This window comes from Microbacterium maritypicum, from assembly GCF_041529975.1.
Taxonomy (GTDB): Bacteria; Actinomycetota; Actinomycetes; order Actinomycetales; family Microbacteriaceae; genus Microbacterium.
The window spans coordinates 1704004-1722312 of record NZ_CP168030.1; the positions used below are offsets into that span (position 1 = coordinate 1704004).

The 18309-nt window shown below is 67.7% G+C and carries 20 protein-coding genes; 8 read left to right on the forward strand and 12 right to left on the reverse strand.

Translation table 11 applies throughout. The features are described from left to right. Nucleotides 1-31 precede the first annotated feature (31 nt). Nucleotides 32-355, reverse strand: coding sequence for a hypothetical protein (locus ACCO44_RS08400; RefSeq protein ID WP_105711333.1), 324 nt, complete (start codon nt 353-355; stop codon nt 32-34). A gap of 206 nt (nt 356-561) precedes the next feature. Between ACCO44_RS08400 and ppk2 the strand changes: the two genes are divergently transcribed. Together ppk2 and ACCO44_RS08410 are read left to right on the forward strand one after the other, a co-directional pair. Continuing rightward, a complete protein-coding gene (ppk2, locus tag ACCO44_RS08405) occupies nt 562-1464 on the forward strand; it encodes a polyphosphate kinase 2 (RefSeq protein ID WP_372469386.1) in 903 nt (300 codons plus the stop codon). A gap of 45 nt (nt 1465-1509) precedes the next feature. Then, complete coding sequence (locus tag ACCO44_RS08410; RefSeq protein WP_372469235.1) at nt 1510-2463, forward strand: aldo/keto reductase; 954 nt, start codon at nt 1510-1512, stop codon at nt 2461-2463. Nucleotides 2464-2467: 4 nt separating this feature from the next. Here ACCO44_RS08410 and ACCO44_RS08415 read toward each other — a convergent pair whose 3' ends face one another. The 5 genes from ACCO44_RS08415 to ACCO44_RS08435 all read right to left on the reverse strand — a co-directional run bounded on the left by ACCO44_RS08415 (nt 2468) and on the right by ACCO44_RS08435 (nt 6876). Beyond that, the gene (locus ACCO44_RS08415) at nt 2468-3151 is read right to left on the reverse strand and encodes a response regulator (protein ID WP_372469236.1); all 684 of its coding nucleotides are present in this window, start codon (nt 3149-3151) and stop codon (nt 2468-2470) included. Further along, nucleotides 3148-4422 carry a sensor histidine kinase gene (locus tag ACCO44_RS08420; RefSeq protein ID WP_372469237.1) on the reverse strand — a complete coding sequence of 425 codons (1275 nt, stop codon included), beginning with the start codon at nt 4420-4422 and terminating at the stop codon, nt 3148-3150. Before ACCO44_RS08420 ends, ACCO44_RS08415 begins: the two co-directional genes overlap by 4 nt. A gap of 10 nt (nt 4423-4432) precedes the next feature. Further along, on the reverse strand, nt 4433-5248 hold the full coding sequence (locus ACCO44_RS08425) for an ABC transporter permease (protein ID WP_262003866.1): 816 nt from the start codon (nt 5246-5248) through the stop codon (nt 4433-4435). Next, complete coding sequence (locus ACCO44_RS08430) at nt 5245-6156, reverse strand: ABC transporter ATP-binding protein (protein WP_372469238.1); 912 nt, start codon at nt 6154-6156, stop codon at nt 5245-5247. The genes ACCO44_RS08425 and ACCO44_RS08430 overlap by 4 nt, the downstream gene beginning before the upstream one ends. Before the next feature lie 93 nt (nt 6157-6249). After that, nucleotides 6250-6876: an SOS response-associated peptidase family protein gene (locus ACCO44_RS08435; RefSeq protein ID WP_029262752.1), complete on the reverse strand. Its 627-nt coding sequence runs from the start codon at nt 6874-6876 to the stop codon at nt 6250-6252. A gap of 101 nt (nt 6877-6977) precedes the next feature. Between ACCO44_RS08435 and ACCO44_RS08440 the strand changes: the two genes are divergently transcribed. Then, nucleotides 6978-7889, forward strand: coding sequence for a DMT family transporter (locus ACCO44_RS08440; protein WP_372469387.1), 912 nt, complete (start codon nt 6978-6980; stop codon nt 7887-7889). A 4-nt stretch (nt 7890-7893) separates the two neighbouring features. Here the strand turns inward: ACCO44_RS08440 and ACCO44_RS08445 are convergent, their stop codons facing one another. Together ACCO44_RS08445 and msrB are read right to left on the reverse strand one after the other, a co-directional pair. Beyond that, a complete protein-coding gene (locus tag ACCO44_RS08445) occupies nt 7894-8457 on the reverse strand; it encodes a nitroreductase family protein (protein ID WP_372469239.1) in 564 nt (187 codons plus the stop codon). Continuing rightward, nucleotides 8454-8858, reverse strand: a complete 405-nt coding sequence (gene msrB, locus ACCO44_RS08450; RefSeq protein ID WP_029262749.1) for a peptide-methionine (R)-S-oxide reductase MsrB — start codon at nt 8856-8858, stop codon at nt 8454-8456. The genes ACCO44_RS08445 and msrB overlap by 4 nt, the downstream gene beginning before the upstream one ends. Before the next feature lie 71 nt (nt 8859-8929). Here msrB and ACCO44_RS08455 point away from each other — a divergent pair, with 71 nt between their 5' ends. The 4 genes from ACCO44_RS08455 (at nt 8930) to groL (ending at nt 12601) form a co-directional block, all read left to right on the forward strand. After that, on the forward strand, nt 8930-9922 hold the full coding sequence (locus ACCO44_RS08455; protein WP_372469240.1) for a DUF2332 family protein: 993 nt from the start codon (nt 8930-8932) through the stop codon (nt 9920-9922). A gap of 9 nt (nt 9923-9931) precedes the next feature. After that, nucleotides 9932-10189: a DUF3263 domain-containing protein gene (locus ACCO44_RS08460; protein ID WP_029262747.1), complete on the forward strand. Its 258-nt coding sequence runs from the start codon at nt 9932-9934 to the stop codon at nt 10187-10189. Between the two features lie 89 nt (nt 10190-10278). Continuing rightward, nucleotides 10279-10857: a LytR C-terminal domain-containing protein gene (locus ACCO44_RS08465; protein WP_029273976.1), complete on the forward strand. Its 579-nt coding sequence runs from the start codon at nt 10279-10281 to the stop codon at nt 10855-10857. Between the two features lie 124 nt (nt 10858-10981). Continuing rightward, nucleotides 10982-12601: a chaperonin GroEL gene (gene groL / locus ACCO44_RS08470; protein WP_029262745.1), complete on the forward strand. Its 1620-nt coding sequence runs from the start codon at nt 10982-10984 to the stop codon at nt 12599-12601. A gap of 67 nt (nt 12602-12668) precedes the next feature. On the opposite strand, the gene ACCO44_RS08475 is transcribed toward groL, so the two are convergent. The 3 genes from ACCO44_RS08475 to ACCO44_RS08485 all read right to left on the reverse strand — a co-directional run bounded on the left by ACCO44_RS08475 (nt 12669) and on the right by ACCO44_RS08485 (nt 15529). After that, on the reverse strand, nt 12669-12956 hold the full coding sequence (locus ACCO44_RS08475; protein WP_105711327.1) for a WXG100 family type VII secretion target: 288 nt from the start codon (nt 12954-12956) through the stop codon (nt 12669-12671). Nucleotides 12957-13076: 120 nt separating this feature from the next. Beyond that, nucleotides 13077-14777 (reverse strand): sensor histidine kinase, encoded by a 1701-nt coding sequence (locus tag ACCO44_RS08480; RefSeq protein WP_372469242.1) that lies wholly within the window; start codon nt 14775-14777, stop codon nt 13077-13079. A 59-nt stretch (nt 14778-14836) separates the two neighbouring features. Then, complete coding sequence (locus ACCO44_RS08485) at nt 14837-15529, reverse strand: response regulator transcription factor (protein ID WP_029262742.1); 693 nt, start codon at nt 15527-15529, stop codon at nt 14837-14839. A 94-nt stretch (nt 15530-15623) separates the two neighbouring features. Between ACCO44_RS08485 and ACCO44_RS08490 the strand changes: the two genes are divergently transcribed. After that, the gene (locus tag ACCO44_RS08490) at nt 15624-16640 is read left to right on the forward strand and encodes a lysostaphin resistance A-like protein (protein ID WP_372469243.1); all 1017 of its coding nucleotides are present in this window, start codon (nt 15624-15626) and stop codon (nt 16638-16640) included. 24 nt (nt 16641-16664) lie between these two features. On the opposite strand, the gene ACCO44_RS08495 is transcribed toward ACCO44_RS08490, so the two are convergent. Next, on the reverse strand, nt 16665-18305 hold the full coding sequence (locus tag ACCO44_RS08495; protein ID WP_029262740.1) for a DNA repair helicase XPB: 1641 nt from the start codon (nt 18303-18305) through the stop codon (nt 16665-16667). Between the last annotated feature and the right edge of the window lie 4 nt (nt 18306-18309).

Below are 18309 nucleotides of genomic sequence, written 5' to 3' on the forward strand. Positions count from 1 at the left end.
CAATCCCTCACGAGAGTGGGGATCCGCGGATTCAGTTCTCAGCGGCGATCTCGGGTGCGTCCAGCACCTCGTCGATGAGGCTGATGCCGCCCGTGGAACTCGCGGACTGCATCAGGTCCTGGATCCATTTCGGATTCAGCTGCGGCGCCTCCGGCTCGTCGAAGGTGAAGCGGAGCGGTATCGACGGGTGCAGCCAGATCGTCGACCGTCCCATGGGCTGCCCTTCAGGGTGCCGCCACGAAAGAGTGAAACTCTCGTTGCGTCGGAGCTTCGTCGCGATGACGACCTTCAGATGCGCGAGTGCGCGGTCCTCGATGTGGATCTCGTCACCGCTGCCGTACTGGATCGTGCCCATGCGAGAACGATAGTCGCCCCATGCGGATGGGCCGAATCCCTGTGCCCGCGCCGATGCGGAGGGTGCGACCCTGAAAACACATTCCGATGTATCGCCTCAGTCGATGATATGTTACACATCAGGCAGGTTTCCTGGTGTGCCTCTAGACCGTGCCAGGTAGAAGACGCGCAGGTGGCCGCCTCCCCGCTCCGGCCACCTGCGCTTGCCTGCTTGGTTTCGGGGATCCAGACAGCAAGGGAGAGGGCGACATCTTGAGCAGTGCACCCGATACGGCGACGGTCACTCCGGAGTGGCAGCACGACTACCCGTACGCGAAGAAGCTCTCCACGGCGGAGTACGAACGAGAGAAGCGGTTGCTGCAGATCGAGCTCCTGAAGCTCCAGTCGCACATCAAGCACTCCTCCGATCGCTTGCTCATCCTGTTCGAAGGACGCGACGCGGCGGGGAAGGGCGGGGCGATCAAGCGCTTCATGGAGCACCTGAACCCTCGAGGAGCCCGGGTCGTCGCGCTCGACAAGCCGACGGATGCCGAGCGTACGCAGTGGTATTTCCAGCGCTACATCGCGCACCTGCCTTCGGGCGGCGAGATCGTGATGATGGACCGCTCCTGGTACAACCGCGCCGGCGTCGAACGGGTCATGGGGTACTGCTCATCGGCCGAGTACGAAGAATTCATGCAGACCGCTCCGCAGTTCGAGCGGATGATCGTAGGGTCGGGCATCCGCCTCATCAAGCTGTGGTTCTCGGTCGGAGAGGCCGAACAGCGACGCCGGTTCAGGCGCCGTAGCGAGGATCCCGTCAAGCAGTGGAAGCTGAGCCCCACGGACCTCGCCAGCATCGACCGCTGGGCGGACTACACGGCGGCGAAGGAAGCGATGTTCTTTCACACGGACACGCCGACCGAGCCCTGGATCGTCATCAAGTCGAACGACAAGAAACGAGCTCGGCTCGAGGCGATGAGGTGCGTCCTCGCCCGATTCGACTACCCCGGCAAAGATCCCCTGGTCGCTCACGCCCCGGACACGCGGCTCGTCGGGCGGCCCTCCCAGATCTACGACGAGGGCGAGACGCCCAGAATCGATTCCTCCCCTGCCGACCACGAAAAGTGACGTCATCCGGGAATGCGCGAAGACCGATCCGCGGTTGTCTTCGTCATGACTCGTATCGGCACCAGTGATCTTGACGTCCTCTCGCTCGCGCTCGGCGGCAACGTGTTCGGTTGGACAGCCGATCGCGATGCGTCGTTCGCGGTGCTCGATGCATTTGTGGACGGGGGCGGGGACTTCGTCGACACGGCCGATTCGTACAGCTCCTGGGTGCCGGGCAACGACGGTGGCGAGAGCGAGACGATAATCGGTGAGTGGCTCGCATCCCGCAAGCCATCCGGTGTCGTCGTCGCGACGAAGGTGAGCCAGCACCCGCAGTTCCGCGGCCTCTCCGGGGCGAATGTGCGAAAGGCGGCCGAGGCCTCGCTCCGGCGTCTCGGCGCCGATGAGATCGACCTGTACTACGCGCACTTCGATGATGACACCGTTCCACTGGAAGAGACCGTCGCCGCGTTCGGACAGCTCGTCGAGGATGGCCTGGTGCGTCACGTGGCGGTATCGAACTACTCCGCCGAACGCATCAGAGAGTGGATCGAGATCGCGCGTCGCACGGGCGTCGCTGCGCCGGTCGCCGTTCAGCCCCACTACAACCTCGTTCATCGCAATGAGGTCGAGGACACCATCATCCCGGTCGCCGAAGAGTTCGAGCTCGGGCTCGTGCCCTACTACGCGTTGGCGAGCGGATTCCTGACCGGCAAGTACCGCTCGACCGATGTCGCGGGGCAGGACTCCCCGCGTGCGCAGGGTGCCGCGAAGTACGCGACCGAGGCGGGCCTGCGCGTCATCGATGCGCTCGAGCAGATCGCCGACGCCCACGGCGTGTCGATCGCCGCGACGTCACTCGCCTGGTTGCGGGCGCAGCCGACCGTGGTCGCGCCGATCGCGAGTGCTCGCACGGTCGCGCAGGTGCCCGACCTTCTGGCGGGTGCTCGCCTCGAACTCTCCACCGACGAGGTGGGGCTGCTCGATCGGGTCTCTGAATGGACCCCCGCCGGCGCCTGAGGCCTCAGGTCTCGTTTCCGACGAGGCCGAGTCTGTGCGCGAGGATCACGGCGTGGATGCGATCGCGCGCGTGGAGCTTCGCCAGCACCCGACCGACGTGCGTCTTCACGGTGGATTCGCCGACGTAGAGGGCGTGGGCGATCTCGGCGTTGGTCAGCCCGCGTCCGATCGCGAGGAATACGTCTCTCTCGCGTTCGGTGAGCGAGTCCAGCGCCGCGCTCTCCGCGGCATCCGGTGTCGGGGAGGACGAGGCGCTGAGCTGCGGGGTCACGTGCTCGAGGAGCATCCGCGTGATCCGGGGAGAGAGCGCGGCATCGCCACGGTGTACGGCGTGGACGGCGGAGATCATCTCGTGACGCTGAGCGTCCTTGAGGAGGAAGCCGCTGGCACCGGCACGGATGGCGCCGAAGGCGTATTCGTCGAGGTCGAACGTGGTCAGCACGAGCACTTTCGTCTGAGGGCGATCCCGCACGATGGTCTCGGTGGCAGCGATGCCGTCCAGCTCCGGCATGCGGATGTCCATGAGCACCAGGTCGGGTGCGAGTGCGGCGCTCTGCGCGATCGCCGCCCGCCCGTCGCCGGCCTCACCGACCACGACGATGTCGCTCTCCGCTTCGAGGACCATCCGGAACCCGACGCGAATCAACTCCTGGTCGTCCACCAGAAGCACCCTGATCGCATCCGTCATCCGTCGTCCTCCGTCGATTCGTCTTGTGGGACGGGGGCAGCCGCCTTCGTCGGCAGCACAGCGCGCAGAACCCATCGTCCCCCGTCGGTCGGCGCGGACTCCACGCTTCCCTGCACGTGAGCGGCGCGCTCGGCGAGTCCGCGCAACCCGAAACCTTCGGTCCCGATGCCACCGGTCGCGCCGTCGTTGACGATGTCGATCGTCACGGAGTCCGGTGTGTACTCCAGCCGCACAGTGATGGCCGACGCGGTCGGGGCATGTCGCATCGCGTTCGTCACGCCCTCCTGCACGATCCGCCCGATCGCGTGGGCGACGGCGGGGGAGACCTCGGCCTGCCCCGCGACCGTGAGCGTCGCGGGGTATCCGGCGCGCTGCGCCGCCTCGACCGTGTCGCGCGGCGGCGCGGGCTTCATGGGTGCCAGGGGCAGCGGAGAGTCGTCATCCCGCAGCACACCGAGCATGGATCGCATCTCGGTCAGGGCAGCACGAGCGGTGTCGGCCGTGTGGATCGCCGCTCTGCGTGCCTGCTCGCGGTCGGGCGTCGCGGCGGCACCCTCGGAAAGCGCCACGATCACCGTCAGCGAGTGGGAGACGATGTCGTGCATCTCCCGAGCGATTCGGGCCCGTTCGGATGCGGCGGCGAGCTGCGCCTGCTGGTCACGCTCGACGAGCAGCTGCCGCGAGCGATCGATGACGGCCGACAGATAGCGCTTGCGGCCGCCGACGTTGACGCCGATGAGTGTGCCGATCAGACCGAGCACGATGTAGCTGAGCGCGGTGTCGAGTCCGTTCTGCATCACGATCACGCCGGTGAGCATCAGGAGCCCGCTGAGCAGGAGGAACCACACCGCGCCGATTCCGTAAGAGGTCCAGGCGGTGCGTGACGACCGGTAGACGGCGAGACCGTAACAGGCGACGAGTAGCAGGATGGTGCCACTGGACGGCCCGCTGAACAGACTGGCCGTCCCCAGGATCATGGCCGCGAAGAAGGGAACGAGCGGCGCCCGCCGTCGCCACAGCAGTGTGCTGCACGCCACGACGACCATGGCCACGGTGGCGATGTTGAGCGCGATGTAGGCGGATTCAGGGACGGACTCATCGACGAACCGACCCGCCGGGGCGAGCGAGAGGAACAGGCAGAACAACGTCAGCAGGACGTCGGCGAACACCGGATGACGGGCCCAGTATCTGCGGAAGAGGCCCGGCGCACGCGGGAGCCGCAGCTCCTCGTCCTCTCGGATCGAGTCGCTGCGGCTTCGCGTTCTGCTCACAGGGGGGACTTTACGCGTCGCGGGTGCGCAGCACGCCCCACGCGACGAGGGCACCGCCGGCGACCCAGCAAGCCAGAGTCAGGAACGCGACCGGGGCATCGAGTGTCGCGCCGTCGCTCGGCAGGATCGCGCTCTGCGCAGCTGCTACGGGCAGGTAGGCGGATGCGTCGATGACCCATGCCCACGCCTCGCCGGCGAATGAGAAGAAGTTCGCCACGATCGGCAGGACGAACAGGACGCCGACGGTTGCCGCGATGGCTCCGGCCCCCGAACGCAGGATGAACCCGAAGGCGACTCCGATCAGGGCGAACACCGCCATGGCGAGGGAGGATACGACGATGGGCAGGAACGACGCGGCCGGGTCCGACCAATCGATGCTCTGATCCCGCGGCGCCACGATGAGCGAGACCGCGACGGCCGCGAGACCGAAGATCACCAGGGAAGACAGGAACATGAAGACCGCGAGCACGGTCGACTTGGCCGCCAGCACCGATCCGCGGATCGGGTTCGCGGTGAGCGTCGAACGGATCATCCCGGTCGAGTACTCGCCCGTCACGGAGATCGCACCGATGATGCCGGCGAGCAGCATCGTGAACTGGATCGGCATGACGACGGCCTGGATCGGCTCGAACCCCGGCATGTCGACCGCCTGTGCGATCAGCACGGAGATCCCGATGGTGAGGGCCGCGGCGATGCCGATGGACCACCACGTCGAGCGGAGGGTGGCGAGCTTGATCCATTCGCCGCGTAGGGCGCGGACGAAGGTCAGCCGGCGACCGGTGTCGACTCGCGGCCGCGCGGGCGCGGGTGCCTGTGTCGTGGTCATGAGATCTCCTTGGTGCGGTACTCGACGGAGTCGCCGGTGAGGGCGAGGTAGGCGTCTTCGAGCGATCCGGTGGTGGGGGTGAGTTCGTGCAGCGGGATGCCGCGGTCCGCGGCGAGATCGCCGATGCGGGCGGCGGGGAGACCCACGATGTCGAGGAGGTCGGGAGCCGAGCTCACGATCTCCACACCCGGGCCGCCGACGACCGTGGCGAGATCGGTGGGTCGCGGGGTGCGCACACGCACGGTGTTCTGCGTCCAGGAGCGCACGAGTTCGGCCAGCGGAGCATCCGCCAGCACGCGTCCGCGCCCCATCACGATGACATGGTCGGCGGTCTGCGCCATCTCGCTCATCAGGTGGCTCGACAGGAGCACGGTGCGGCCCTCGGAGGCCGCGTGCCGGACGAACTGACGCACCCAGCGGACGCCCTCGGGGTCGAGGCCGTTGACGGGCTCGTCGAGGATGAGCGTGTGGGGGTCACCGAGCAGCGCCGAGGCGATCCCGAGGCGCTGGCCCATTCCGAGCGAGAACTTCCCGGCCCGCTTGCGGGCCACCGACCCGATGCCCGCGAGGTCGATGACCTCGTCGACGCGGGAGGAGGGGATCCCGTGGGTCGCCGCCATCGCCCGAAGGTGATTGCGTGCCGTCCGCCCGGTGTGCACGGCCTTCGCGTCGAGAAGGACGCCGACCTCGGTGAGCGGCGCGCGAAGCTTGCGGTACTCGCGACCGGCGATCTCGGCGCGTCCGGACGTCGGCCGGTCGAGGCCCACGATCATTCGCATCGTGGTCGACTTGCCGGCACCGTTCGGACCGAGGAAGCCGGTGACGCTACCCGGCTTGACGGTGAACGACACGTCATCGACGGCCGTCTTGTCTCCGAACCTCTTCGTGAGGCCTTCTGCTGTGATCATGTGGACAACGCTACGGAGCGTCGGGCCGCCGCGCGTCCTCCCTAGGTACCGTCCTCCGGAGCAGGATGTCCTCCCCGCGGCGGATGGATCGGCTCAGGAACGGGGACGGGCGTGGACCCGTGCGGCCATCTCGTCGGAGGCGAGGATCGCCTCGTCGATGATCTCCCTCGACGGCGGCGCCGTCAGCCAATCGTGACTCAGCGAGGCCGGGACGAGCAGCGGCATGCGATCGTGCAGATCGACGAGGTGGTCGGGGGCGGGGCGCATCACGATCGAGTAGCACGTGTACCACTCGCCGTCAGCGGTGCGACCCCGCTGTGTGACCGCCGCCATGCCGAAGAGCGTGCCCTCGTCGATGAGGAACTCGTTCCACTGGCGCGACGGCTTCTGCATCTCGTACCAGCTCGTCGCGGGGACGATCGCCCGCGACTTCGCTCCGCCCGGGCGCTCCTGCAGGCGCTCGGATCGCGTGTTGATCGAGGGGAACTTCGCCGGCTCACCGTTCACGAGAAAGCCCCACCACGCGGGTTCCAATGTGGGAGCGGCATCGGGCTGCACGATCACCGGGTTGAGGTTGCGGAGGTTCTTCCCCGTCGGACGGATGGTCTCACCCGCGTTCCCCTCCGCCCAGACACGCAGGCCCTCGAGCACCGCATCGTCGGCGGCGGCGAGGACTTCCGCATCGGTGAACCGGGGATCGAGACCGTAGCTCGCGCACATGCCGTCAGCGTAGCCCCGGCCGCCGACATCCGTCACGCCACGGCGGGCTGGGGCTCCGATAAGGTCGACGGGTGCCAGAAACCCGTCGACTCCCCGCACCCCTGGCACTCGGCGGGGCCGTCGCGATCGGAGTCATGACGGCGATCCAGGCCCGGATCAACGGCGTTCTCGGGGTGCGCGTCGATGACGGCATCGTGGCGGGCCTCCTCTCGTTCTCGGTAGGCCTGCTCGCACTGGTCGCCGTGATCTGCTGCATCCCCTCCGCCCGGCGGGGAGTGGGACGCCTCTGGAGCGGCATCCGACGCCACACGATCCCGTTCTGGATGCTGCTGGGCGGGGCGTGCGGAGCCCTCACCGTGTCCACCCAGGGGCTGACCGCCGGGGTCCTCGGCGTCTCGCTGTTCAGCGTCGGCGTCGTCGCGGGCCAGACCCTGCACGGACTCGTGCTCGATCGGATCGGGTTCGGCCCTGCGGGCGTGGTTGCGGTCACCCCCGGCCGGGTCTCCGGCGGCGTTCTCGCGCTCGCCGCGGTCGGCATCTCGTTGTCGGGCGATGTGCTCGCCACCGCCCCGCTGTGGATGCTGCTGCTGCCGTTCGCCGCCGGAGTCGGAATCGCGTGGCAGGCGGCCACGAACGGTCGCCTTTCGCAGCGTGTGCAGTCGCCGCTCGCCGCGACTCTGATGAGCTTCATCACCGGCACCGTCATCCTGCTGCTCGCGGCCGGGACGAGCATCGCCTTCCGCGGGATGCCCGATGCGCTCCCCGTCGAGCCGTGGCTGTACCTGGGCGGGTTCCTCGGCGCGGCCTACATCCTGCTCGGCGCGTTCATCGTCGCGCACACCGGTGTGCTCCTGATGGGGCTGGGCTCCGTGCTCGGGCAGCTCGTGACGTCGGTCGTGATCGACCTGATCTGGCCTCCGGCAGCAGGACCGGCCCTCTGGCAGGTCATCGCCATGGTCGTCGTCGCGGTGGCGTCCGTGATCGTCGCCGTTCCGCGAAGACGCCGCCGCTGACGCGCTACTTCTTCTTCGCCTTCTTCGCCCCGGCCTTCGGCATCCGCGTGATCAGCTTGCGTGCATCCACGGCCTTGCGGCGGCCGGGCTTCTTGCCCGCGGGCTTGCCTCCCACGTACAGCCAGCCGAGGAGTTCCTCATTCTTGTCGAGGCCGTGTGCCTTGGCGACGGCCATCGCGCGCGTGTAGTGCCCCGTGCGCCAGATGACGCCCCAGCCGGCTTCATCGAGGAGCAGGCTCAGGGTGTGGGCGACTCCGGAGGCGACGGCCTCCTGCTCCCACCGCGGGACCTTCTCGCTCTTGCGATAGCTGGCGACGACCGCGATCAGCAGCGGTGCGCGCAGCGGCTTCGACGACGGGGTCGCGTCTCCCTGAGCTTTGGCGATGGCAGCGCCGAGCATCTCGCGATCCGCTCCGCGCAGTTCGATGAGCCGCCACGGACGGAGCGAGGAGTGATCCGCGACGCGACCCGCTGCGGCGACGAACGTCAGCAGCTCTTCACGGCTCGGCGCCGTCTCGTCGACCTTCGACCAGGACTGACGCGCGCGGACCGCGTCGAGAGCACTCACGAGGCGTCGGGGGTGAAGTTCATCGCGATCGAGTTCATGCAGTAACGATCTCCGGTCGGCGTGCCGAACCCGTCGGGAAAAACATGACCGAGGTGCGAGCCGCAGTTGGCGCAACGCACCTCCGTTCGCACCATGCCCAGGCTGTCGTCCTCGATGAGTTCGACCGCGTCGGGGCGGATCGACTCGTAGAAGCTCGGCCAGCCGCATCCGGAGTCGAATTTGGTTCCACTCTTGAAGAGCTCCGCGTTGCACGCCCCGCAGGTGTAGAGGCCTGCGCGCTCCTCATCGAGCAGCTCACCCGTCCAGGCGCGCTCGGTCGCGGCCTGACGCAGCACGGCGTACTGCTCATCGCCGAGCTCGCGGCGCCATTCGTCTTCGGTCTTGTCCACGCTGTACGACATGTGTCCTCCTCAGTCGATTCCATTCTCTCTCGACGGACGAGGCCTCGGGTGCTGCGCGTCAGAATGGACGGATGACGGATGCCGTGCAGGAGCGCTACGCGCGATTCGCCCGTGACGAGGCTCCGGGGCGGAGCGCGCTGTATGCGGAGTGGGCGGCGGGGGTCGCCGGGGATGAGGAGGTGCAGCGCATCCTGTTCCGGATCCCGGAGACGAGGCGCCAGCCGCCGCTCGTGTTCGCCGTGACCCGTCTGCTCGGCGTCCCGCTCGAGCCGTATGCGCGGTGGCGTGCTTTCGTGCTCCGGAATGCGGACGAGATCGTCGTCGAGTGCGCGCGCAGGTCTTTGCAGACGAACGAGCCGCTCCGTCTCGCGGCACTTCTGCCGGTGCTCTCCGAGATCGAGGGGCCGATCGCGCTTCTCGAGATCGGGGCGTCGGCGGGACTCTGTCTCTACCCCGATCGGTACTCGTATCGCTTCGTGGACGAGGACGGGGTGCTCCGCGCCGGCCTCGACCCGGCGGACGACGTCTCGACGGTCGTGCTCGAGAGCCGGGTGACCGGTCCGCTTCCCGCGCTCCGGATGCCGGAGGTGGTGTGGCGTGCCGGGATCGACCTGGCGCCGCTCGATGCCGCCGACGAACGCGATCGGCGTTGGCTGCGCGGTCTCGTGTGGCCGGGGGAGCCGGGGCGCGAGGAGCGCATCGAGGCCGCCCTCGACATCGCAGCCGGTGATCCTCCTCTTCTGGTGGAAGGGGACGCCGGCACGCACCTCGCCGCGCTGGCGTCGGCGGCACCCCCGCAGGCGACCCTCGTCATCACCACTCCTGGCGTGCTGGTGCACATCCCTCGGGTGGAGCGGACGGCGCTGATCGCGAGGATCTCGCGCATGGACGCCCGCTGGATCACGATCGATCCGCCCGCGGTGACCGACGCCTGGGAGCCGCCCGTCGATGCGGATCGGTGGCGGGGGTTCGTGGTGGCGCTCGACGGACGGGTCCGCGCGGCCGCAGATCCGCTCGGGCGATGGTGGGAGTGGCGACCCGGCCTGCCGGCGGATGCGTCCTAACCTGGAGCCATGCTCGGAGATCTCACGGAGCGCGATCGCGCGATCCTCGCCCTGGAAGCGGCATGGCCGCGTCACAGCGGGGCGAAGGAAGAGATCATCCGCGCCCAGCTCGGGATGAGCGCCGCACGCTACTACCAGCTGCTCGGACGACTGATCGATTCCGAATCCGCGCTCGAATACGATCCGATGCTGGTGCGCCGCCTCCGCCGACTCCGCGATTCGCGTGCGACCCGGCGCAGCGCGCGGCTGCCCGGTTTCGTCGGCTGAGGCTCTCCGGTGACTGCTCGCCGGCGACGCGCGCACCTCCGGCCCGGCGGCGAAACGGATTGACAGGAAGGTGCCGCTAGCATCGAGGGGTGTCAAAGCCCACCCGCGATCGCTTCGATGATGCTCCCCGTACGTCCGGAAGGGTGGGAGCGCACCGTGCCGAAGCGCCGGGGATGAACGGCTGGGTCGTGCTGCTCTGGTCGTTCGTGGCTGCACTCGTGCTCATCATCGCCGGCATCTTCGGCTCGCTGGTGGTCATGGGCCGTGTCTCGCTGTTCCCCGACGCGGCGCCGAGCGCTGTGCCGACGCCGGAGGAGACGGGGATCGTCGACCCCAGCATCTCGGTGATGATCCTGAACGGCACGCCCGACGAGGGCGCCGACACGCGCATGCGCGACACGCTCATCAACAACGGCTGGGCTGCTGACAACGTCTTCGCGGGCGACAGCTCCAGTCAGGATTTCGCCAACACGACCGTGTTCTACGTCGAAGACGCGGACGAACTGGCAGCCGTCGGTCTGGCTGACCTCCTCGGCGGTGCAGCCGTGCAGCAGAGCGACTACTACTCCGGTCAGACGGAGGACGGACAGACGCAGTTCACCGTCGTGATCGGCCTCGATCGGTCGACCTCGGCACCTGAGACGCCGGAAGAGGCGCCTGCCTCCTGACGTCGGGATGCGCCCCGCCTCCGGCGGCTTGCACTCGAAGGTGTCGAGTGCCAGAATGGCGTTAGCACTCTCACACTCTGAGTGCTAAACCCAACGTCTACGTCCAGGAGGGACGAAAAAACTCATGGCAAAGATCATTGCTTTCGATGAGGAGGCCCGCCGCGGCCTCGAGCGCGGCCTCAACATCCTCGCCGACGCGGTCAAGGTGACCCTCGGCCCGCGCGGTCGCAACGTCGTCCTCGAGAAGAAGTGGGGCGCTCCCACGATCACGAACGACGGTGTCTCCATCGCCAAGGAGATCGAGCTGGACGACCCGTACGAGAAGATCGGCGCGGAGCTCGTCAAGGAGGTCGCGAAGAAGACCGACGACGTCGCGGGTGACGGCACCACCACCGCCACGGTCCTCGCACAGGCTCTGGTCCGCGAGGGCCTGCGCAACGTCGCAGCCGGCGCCGACCCCATCTCGCTCAAGCGCGGCATCGAGAAGGCCGTCGCCGCGATCACCGAGGAGCTCCTCTCGAGCGCCAAGGAGATCGACTCCAAGGAGCAGATCGCCGCCACGGCATCCATCTCCGCTGCAGACCCGGCGATCGGCGAGCTCATCGCCGAGGCGATCGACAAGGTCGGCAAGGAAGGCGTCGTCACCGTCGAGGAGTCGCAGACGTTCGGCACCGAGCTCGAGCTCACCGAGGGCATGCGCTTCGACAAGGGCTACCTGAACCCGTACTTCGTCACGGACCCGGAGCGTCAGGAAGCGGTCTTCGAAGACCCGTACATCCTCATTGCGAACCAGAAGGTCTCCAACATCAAGGACCTGCTGCCCATCGTCGACAAGGTGATCCAGGACGGCAAGGAGCTCGTCATCATCGCCGAGGACGTCGAGGGCGAGGCTCTCGCGACGCTCGTGCTGAACAAGCTCAAGGGCATCTTCAAGTCGGTCGCCGTCAAGGCTCCCGGCTTCGGCGACCGCCGCAAGGCGCAGCTGCAGGACATCGCGATCCTCACCGGTGGTCAGGTCATCACCGAGGAGGTCGGCCTCAAGCTGGAGAACGCCACGCTCGACCTGCTGGGCCGTGCGCGCAAGGTCATCGTCACCAAGGACGAGACCACGATCGTCGAGGGCGCCGGTGAGGCAGACCAGATCGAGGGTCGCGTCACGCAGATCCGTCGCGAGATCGAGAACACCGACAGCGACTACGACCGTGAGAAGCTGCAGGAGCGTCTGGCGAAGCTCGCCGGTGGCGTCGCCGTCATCAAGGCGGGCGCGGCCACCGAGGTCGAGCTCAAGGAGCGCAAGCACCGCATCGAAGACGCCGTCCGCAACGCGAAGGCAGCCGTCGAAGAGGGCATCGTCCCCGGCGGTGGCGTCGCGCTGATCCAGTCGGGCACGAAGGCTCTCGACGGCCTGACGCTCTCGGGCGACGAGGCGACCGGTGCGAACATCGTTCGCGTCGCGATCGAGGCTCCGCTCAAGCAGATCGCGCTGAACGCCGGTCTCGAGCCGGGTGTCGTCGCGAACAAGGTCTCCGAGCTCCCCTCGGGTCAGGGCCTCAACGCGGCCACCGGTGAGTACGTCGACATGTTCGCTGCGGGAATCATCGACCCGGCGAAGGTGACCCGCTCGGCGCTGCAGAATGCAGCCTCGATCGCGGCTCTCTTCCTCACCACCGAGGTCGTCGTGGCTGACAAGCCCGAGAAGGCTGCTGCTCCGATGGGTGACCCGTCGGGCGGCATGGACTTCTGATCCAGCCCTCATGACAGAACGCCCCCGGCTCCGGCCGGGGGCGTTCTGCGTTCGTGTCGGGCGAGGTTCAGCGGAACAGGCTGGCCGAGTACTGGTCGGCGTCCGCGTACTGAGAGGCTGCCGACCCGAGCGAGGTGCCGATCGAGTCGAGCACCTGCTCGACATGGAGCTGGGCGCCCTGCCACTGCTCCGCGCAGCCCTGGAAGGCGGTGGATGCACTGCCGACCCAGGAGGACTGCAGCTGCCGCAACTGCGCCATGAGCGTGGCCGACTCGGTCTGCAGTCGTTCGATGGTGGCTCTGGTCGCTCCGTGCGCGGCGTGGACGGCTTCGGTGTCGACGGTGAAGACGGACATGAGAACTCCTTCTGTTGGAGTTCCGACGCTAGGCGGGCTGGCCCTGCCCGCTCCGTCCCCAGGCCGCTCGCGCACAGCGGGTGTGCAGAACCACGAGCCACGGCGGGTCGTGCAGAGCCGTCAGGACAGGTCGAGCCGTTCCAGGGGCTGGGTGTCCTCGAGAAGGTGCTCGGGTGTGGCGCGGGCAGGCGCGAGAGGGAGCGTGACCGTGAACGTCGCTCCACCTCCCGGAGTCTCCGAGACGTCGACGCCGCCGTGCAGCGCCTTCATGATCGACGCGACGATCGCGAGCCCGAGGCCGGAACCGCCGGTCTCGCGTGCGCGGGACGTGTCGGCGCGCCAGAAGCGCTCGAAGATCTGCTCCCGGATCTGCGGGGGGATACCCTCGCCGTGGTCCACGATCGAGATGCTGCCGGTGCCGAGCACCCGGTCAGAATCGACGACGATCTCGATCGGGCCGTCCTCGGGGGAGAAGCGGCGGGCGTTCCCCAACAGGTTCGTCACGACCTGCCGCACCTTGTTCTCTTCGCCCAGAACGATCGGCGGGGTGCGCACGGGGATGTCGGGGATCTCGGTGAAGTCGATCGCCGGTGCCGGATCCGGCTGCCGCGGACGACGCCGCAGGCGCGAAAGCGCGGTGCGGGAGAGCCCTCGTGCGGGCGGTGTCGCCGGCTGATCCGGTTGAGGAGCAGCCGTGTCCTGTAGCTGGATGGGCGACATCGCCTCGACCGTGCGATCGATCACCGTCACTGTCCGCCCCGGTGCTGCGGCGCGCAGATCGAGAGCGGCGTCCCGGGCGATCGGTCGCAGGTCGAGCGCGACGATCTCGGGCTCGCGCTCTTCGTCCAGACGTGCGAGCGCGAGGAGGTCCTCCACCAGGACACCCATGCGGATGGCCTCCTTCTCGATGCGCTCCATGGCTCTGGCGGTGTCCTCCTCGCCCTTGATCGCACCCATGCGATACAGCTCCGCATAGCCGCGCACGCTCACCAGCGGCGTGCGCAGCTCGTGGCTCGCGTCCCCGATGAATCGTCGCATGTGCTGAACGCTGCGGTCGCGCTGAGCGAGTGAGCCGTCGACGCGATCCAGCATCGTGTTGATCGCCGTGTTCAGTCGCCCGACCTCGGTGGTCGGTTCGAGGTCGGTCAACCGCTGCCGGAAGTCGCCTGCCGCGATGGACATGGCCGTCGCCTCGACCTGACCGAGCCTGCGGAAGGTGAGTGTGACGAGCCCCCGGGTGAGGAGTGCCGCGATGAGGATCGTGATCAGCGCGATCGTGATGTAGATGCCGAAGTACTGGCTGATGATGCGGTCGGCGGGTGCGAGCGGCAAGGCGACCAGTTGGATGCGCAGCGCACCGCCCTCCGACCCCACCACCGCGACGGCGCCATGGAAGACGCTGCCGTCTGCGCCGGGGATCTCGAGCGGAATCTGATCGGTGTCTGCGGTCGCCTTGGCGAGTGAGTATTCCGAGGGGAAGAGAGGGGCCTGACCCGACGTGCCTCGCGCAGTGGCACGGAGGACCCCTGTCGCGTCGTAGATCGCGAAAGAGAAGTCCCGTGGCTTCTCTTCACGCGGGGTATAGGTCGTTACGCCGTCGACCGTCGTGGCATCGAAGTACCGTTCGACCAGATCGCTGGAGACCAGTGCGGGCAGCTGCGCATCGATGTTGGCGACGAGCGCGTTGCGGAGGATCGGTACGGTTCCGAGACCCGCGACGAGAAGACCGAGAGCGAGCACCGCCACAGTGACCCCGGTGACCTTCGCGCGCAGGCTGATGCGGCGCCACCAGGCGGTGACCGCATCGGGCTTGCTCGCCATGCGGTCCTCCTCGGGCGTTCTGTACGCCGTGGGACGGCGCCGGTGGTCGGGGTCGGTCGTCAGACCGACTTGCCGACCTTGAGCATGTATCCGAACCCGCGCTTGGTCTGGATGAGCGATTCTTCGGTGTGCGGGTCGATCTTGCGACGCAGGTACGAGATGTAGCTCTCGACGATCCCGGCATCGCCGTTGAAGTCGTACTCCCACACGTGATCGAGGATCTGCGCCTTCGACAGCACGCGATTCGGATTGAGCATCAGGTAGCGCAGCAGCTTGAATTCGGTCGGGCTGAGCTCGATCGGCTCCTTGCCCACGTGGACATCGTGCGTGTCCTGATCCATCGACAGCTCACCGGCGCGGATGATCGACTCCTCGTCGGCCTGCATCGTGCGCCGCAGGATCGCCTGCGCCCTCGCGACGATCTCGTCGAGGCTGAAGGGTTTGGTGACGTAGTCGTCGCCGCCCGCATTGAGGCCCTCGATCTTGTCCTCGGTCCCGTCCTTCGCCGTGAGGAACAGGATCGGCGCGGTGAACCCGGCGCCGCGGAGACGCTTGGTGACGCTGAACCCGTTCATGTCCGGGAGCATGACGTCGAGGATGATCAGGTCCGGCTCCTCTTCGAGGACGGCCGAGATCGTGGCGGCGCCGTTGGCCACCGTCTTCACCTGGAATCCGGCGAAGCTGAGACCCGTCGAGAGCAGGTCACGGATGTTGGGTTCGTCGTCGACGACCAGGATGCGCGGAGCAGTCATGTCCCCATTATGGTGACTTCGGCCATGCAGTTGCTGACTATTGTCCGGAACGGCGCGGAGTCGCGCACCTCTGCATCGTTGAGAGGATGGAAGCATGAGCTCGAACGAGGACGCCTCCGCCGCCCCCGCATCCGCCATCGCTCCGGCCGTGCCCTCGCCTGCCGAGCAGATCCCCTACCACCGTCTTGCACGCCTGCGACCGAAGTACCGCTGGTGGCGGATGCTCGTGACCGGAGTCGTCGGAGTGGCGCTCTACGTGGCGATCCTGCTCCTCCTGATCGTGCCGCTCGTCGTCGCCTCGCTGCTCGTGCCGGGTTGGGGAGCCGAGATTCAGGTTCTCCTCACGACGGTGCAGTACTTCGACCTCGATCGCCCCTGGCTCTTCCTCGCACTGGTGTTGCCCTTGATCCTGATGATCCCCGCGCTCCTGCTCGCGTCGCGCATCGTCGAGGGGCGCGGCGTCGGCCTGCTTTCCTCTGTCACCGGGCGGCTGCGGATGGGGTGGCTCGGCCGGAGCCTGCTGCTGGCACTCGCCGTGTTCGTCGTCTACTTCGCGGTCGTGCTCGGCGTGGCGGCCGCCACGGGCGAGGCGATCGTCGTCGACTTCTCCCACCCGGCGCTATGGGTCATGGTGCTGCTCGTGCTGCTGCTCATCCCGCTGCAGGCCGCCGCCGAGGAGTATGTGTTCCGCGGCTATCTGATGCAGCTCGTCGGTGGCTGGTTGCGGCATCCGGCCTTCGCCATCCTGCTCCCGGTGCCGCTGTTCGTGCTCGGGCACGGCTACGACATCTGGGGGGCGGCGAGCGTGGGCATGTTCGCGATCGTCGCCGCGTGGCTGACCTGGCGCACGGGCGGTCTGGAAGCGGCGATCTCCCTGCACATCGTGAACAACGCGCTCATCTTCCTGCTCGGCACCGTCAGCCTCGTCGATGCCAACGCCACCACGGGAACGCCCGTCGATCTGCTCGCGTCGACGGTCGCGATGGTCGTCTATGCGCTGCTCGCCGACCGGTGGGCGGGCAGGCTCGGCATCGTCCGCACAGCGAGCAGGGTGACGGGCGCCGGCGTCGGAAGCGGAACCCATCGCCTGGACCCGATGCTGCACGGCTGAGCGGTACAGCCGCCGGAGGGAGGCTCAGGCTGCGATCGCGTCCGAATCCATGATCGTGTAGCTGTACCCCTGCTCGGCCAGGAAGCGCTGGCGGTTCTGCGCATAGTCCTGGTCGATCGTGTCGCGCGCGACGAGGGTGTAGAAGCTTGCGGTGTGTCCGGACTGCTTGGGGCGCAGCAGTCGACCGAGTCGCTGCGCCTCCTCCTGGCGGGATCCGAACGAGCCGGACACCTGGATGGCGACCGAGGCCTCCGGCAGGTCGATGGAGAAGTTCGCGACCTTCGACACGACGAGGAGCGAGATCTCGCCCTCGCGGAAGGCGCGATAGAGCTCCTCGCGCTCGTCGATCGGGGTCGCACCCGTGATCTGGGGAGCATCCAGGGCGGCCGACAGCGACTCGAGCTGATCGAGGTACTGTCCGATCACGAGGATGCGCTCGCCCTGATGCTTCGCGATCAGCTCGCGCACCGCCTTGACCTTGGCCGGAGCGGATGCCGCGAGTCGGTACCGTTCGTCGTCGGTGGCAGCGGCGTACTCGAGGCGGTCGCTCGGCGGGAGGTCTACGCGCACCTCGTAGCAGGCGGCGGGGGAGATGAAGCCCTGCGCCTCGATCTGCTTCCACGGGGCGTCGAAGCGCTTGGGGCCGATCAGGCTGAACACGTCGCCCTCGCGGCCGTCCTCGCGCACGAGGGTCGCGGTGAGTCCGATACGGCGGCGGGCCTGGAGATCCGCGGTGAGCTTGAACACCGGCGCCGGCAGCAGGTGGACCTCGTCGTACACGATGAGGCCCCAGTCGAGGGCGTCCAGCAGCGCGAGATGAGCGTACTCGCCCTTCCGCTTGGCGGTGAGGATCTGATAGGTCGCGATCGTGACGGGCTTGACCTCTTTGGCCTGGCCCGAGTACTCGCCGATCTCTTCGGGAGTGAGGCTCGTGCGCTTCAACAGTTCGTCGCGCCACTGTCGTGCGGAGACGGTGTTGGTGACCAGGATCAGCGTGGTGGTCTTGGTGGCCGCCATCGCGCCGGCGCCGACGATCGTCTTGCCCGCGCCGCAGGGCAGGACCACGACGCCCGATCCGTCCTTCGAGAAGGCGTCGACGGCGTCCTGCTGATAGGGGCGGATGTGCCAGCCGTCCTCGGCGAGGTCGATCTCGTGCGGAGTGCCCGGTGTGTAACCGGCGAGATCCTCGGCAGGCCAGCCGATCTTCAGCAGTTCCTGCTTGATCTGCCCGCGCGCCCAGGCGTCCACCACGAAGACCTCGGGAGTCGGATGCCCGATCAGGAGGGGCTGAATGCGCTTGTTGTTCGCGACCTGGGCGAGCACGGCGGGGTCGGAGGAGCGCAGGATGAGGGTTCCCTCGTCGTCGCGCTCGATGACCAGCCGGCCGTAGCGGTTCACGGTCTCGCGCAGATCGACGGAGACCGACGGCGGAACGGGGAAGCGCGACCAGCGATCGAGCGTCTCCAGCATGTCTTCCGCGGTGTGCCCGGCGGCGCGTGCGTTCCACAGTCCGAGGCGGGTGATCCGGTAGGTGTGGATGTGCTCGGGGGCTCGTTCCAACTCGGCGAAGATCGCGAGTTCGTGGCGGGCGCTCTCGGCGTCGGCGTGGGCGACTTCGAGCAGCACGGTGCGATCGCTCTGGACGATCAGGGGGCCATCAGACATAGCT

Bases quoted from the DNA above. Each gene is read 5' to 3' on its own strand.
- ACCO44_RS08400 (WP_105711333.1), bottom strand. From the start codon at position 355: ATGGGCACGATCCAGTACGGCAGCGGTGACGAGATCCACATCGAGGAC.
- ACCO44_RS08410 (WP_372469235.1), top strand. From the start codon at position 1,510: ATGACTCGTATCGGCACCAGTGATCTTGACGTCCTCTCGCTCGCGCTC.
- ACCO44_RS08415 (WP_372469236.1), bottom strand. From the start codon at position 3,151: ATGACGGATGCGATCAGGGTGCTTCTGGTGGACGACCAGGAGTTGATT.
- ACCO44_RS08425 (WP_262003866.1), bottom strand. From the start codon at position 5,248: ATGACCACGACACAGGCACCCGCGCCCGCGCGGCCGCGAGTCGACACC.
- ACCO44_RS08430 (WP_372469238.1), bottom strand. From the start codon at position 6,156: ATGATCACAGCAGAAGGCCTCACGAAGAGGTTCGGAGACAAGACGGCC.
- ACCO44_RS08435 (WP_029262752.1), bottom strand. From the start codon at position 6,876: ATGTGCGCGAGCTACGGTCTCGATCCCCGGTTCACCGATGCGGAAGTC.
- msrB (WP_029262749.1), bottom strand. From the start codon at position 8,858: ATGTCGTACAGCGTGGACAAGACCGAAGACGAATGGCGCCGCGAGCTC.
- ACCO44_RS08455 (WP_372469240.1), top strand. From the start codon at position 8,930: ATGACGGATGCCGTGCAGGAGCGCTACGCGCGATTCGCCCGTGACGAG.
- ACCO44_RS08460 (WP_029262747.1), top strand. From the start codon at position 9,932: ATGCTCGGAGATCTCACGGAGCGCGATCGCGCGATCCTCGCCCTGGAA.
- groL (WP_029262745.1), top strand. From the start codon at position 10,982: ATGGCAAAGATCATTGCTTTCGATGAGGAGGCCCGCCGCGGCCTCGAG.
- ACCO44_RS08475 (WP_105711327.1), bottom strand. From the start codon at position 12,956: ATGTCCGTCTTCACCGTCGACACCGAAGCCGTCCACGCCGCGCACGGA.
- ACCO44_RS08480 (WP_372469242.1), bottom strand. From the start codon at position 14,777: ATGGCGAGCAAGCCCGATGCGGTCACCGCCTGGTGGCGCCGCATCAGC.
- ACCO44_RS08485 (WP_029262742.1), bottom strand. From the start codon at position 15,529: ATGACTGCTCCGCGCATCCTGGTCGTCGACGACGAACCCAACATCCGT.
- ACCO44_RS08490 (WP_372469243.1), top strand. From the start codon at position 15,624: ATGAGCTCGAACGAGGACGCCTCCGCCGCCCCCGCATCCGCCATCGCT.
- ACCO44_RS08495 (WP_029262740.1), bottom strand. From the start codon at position 18,305: ATGTCTGATGGCCCCCTGATCGTCCAGAGCGATCGCACCGTGCTGCTC.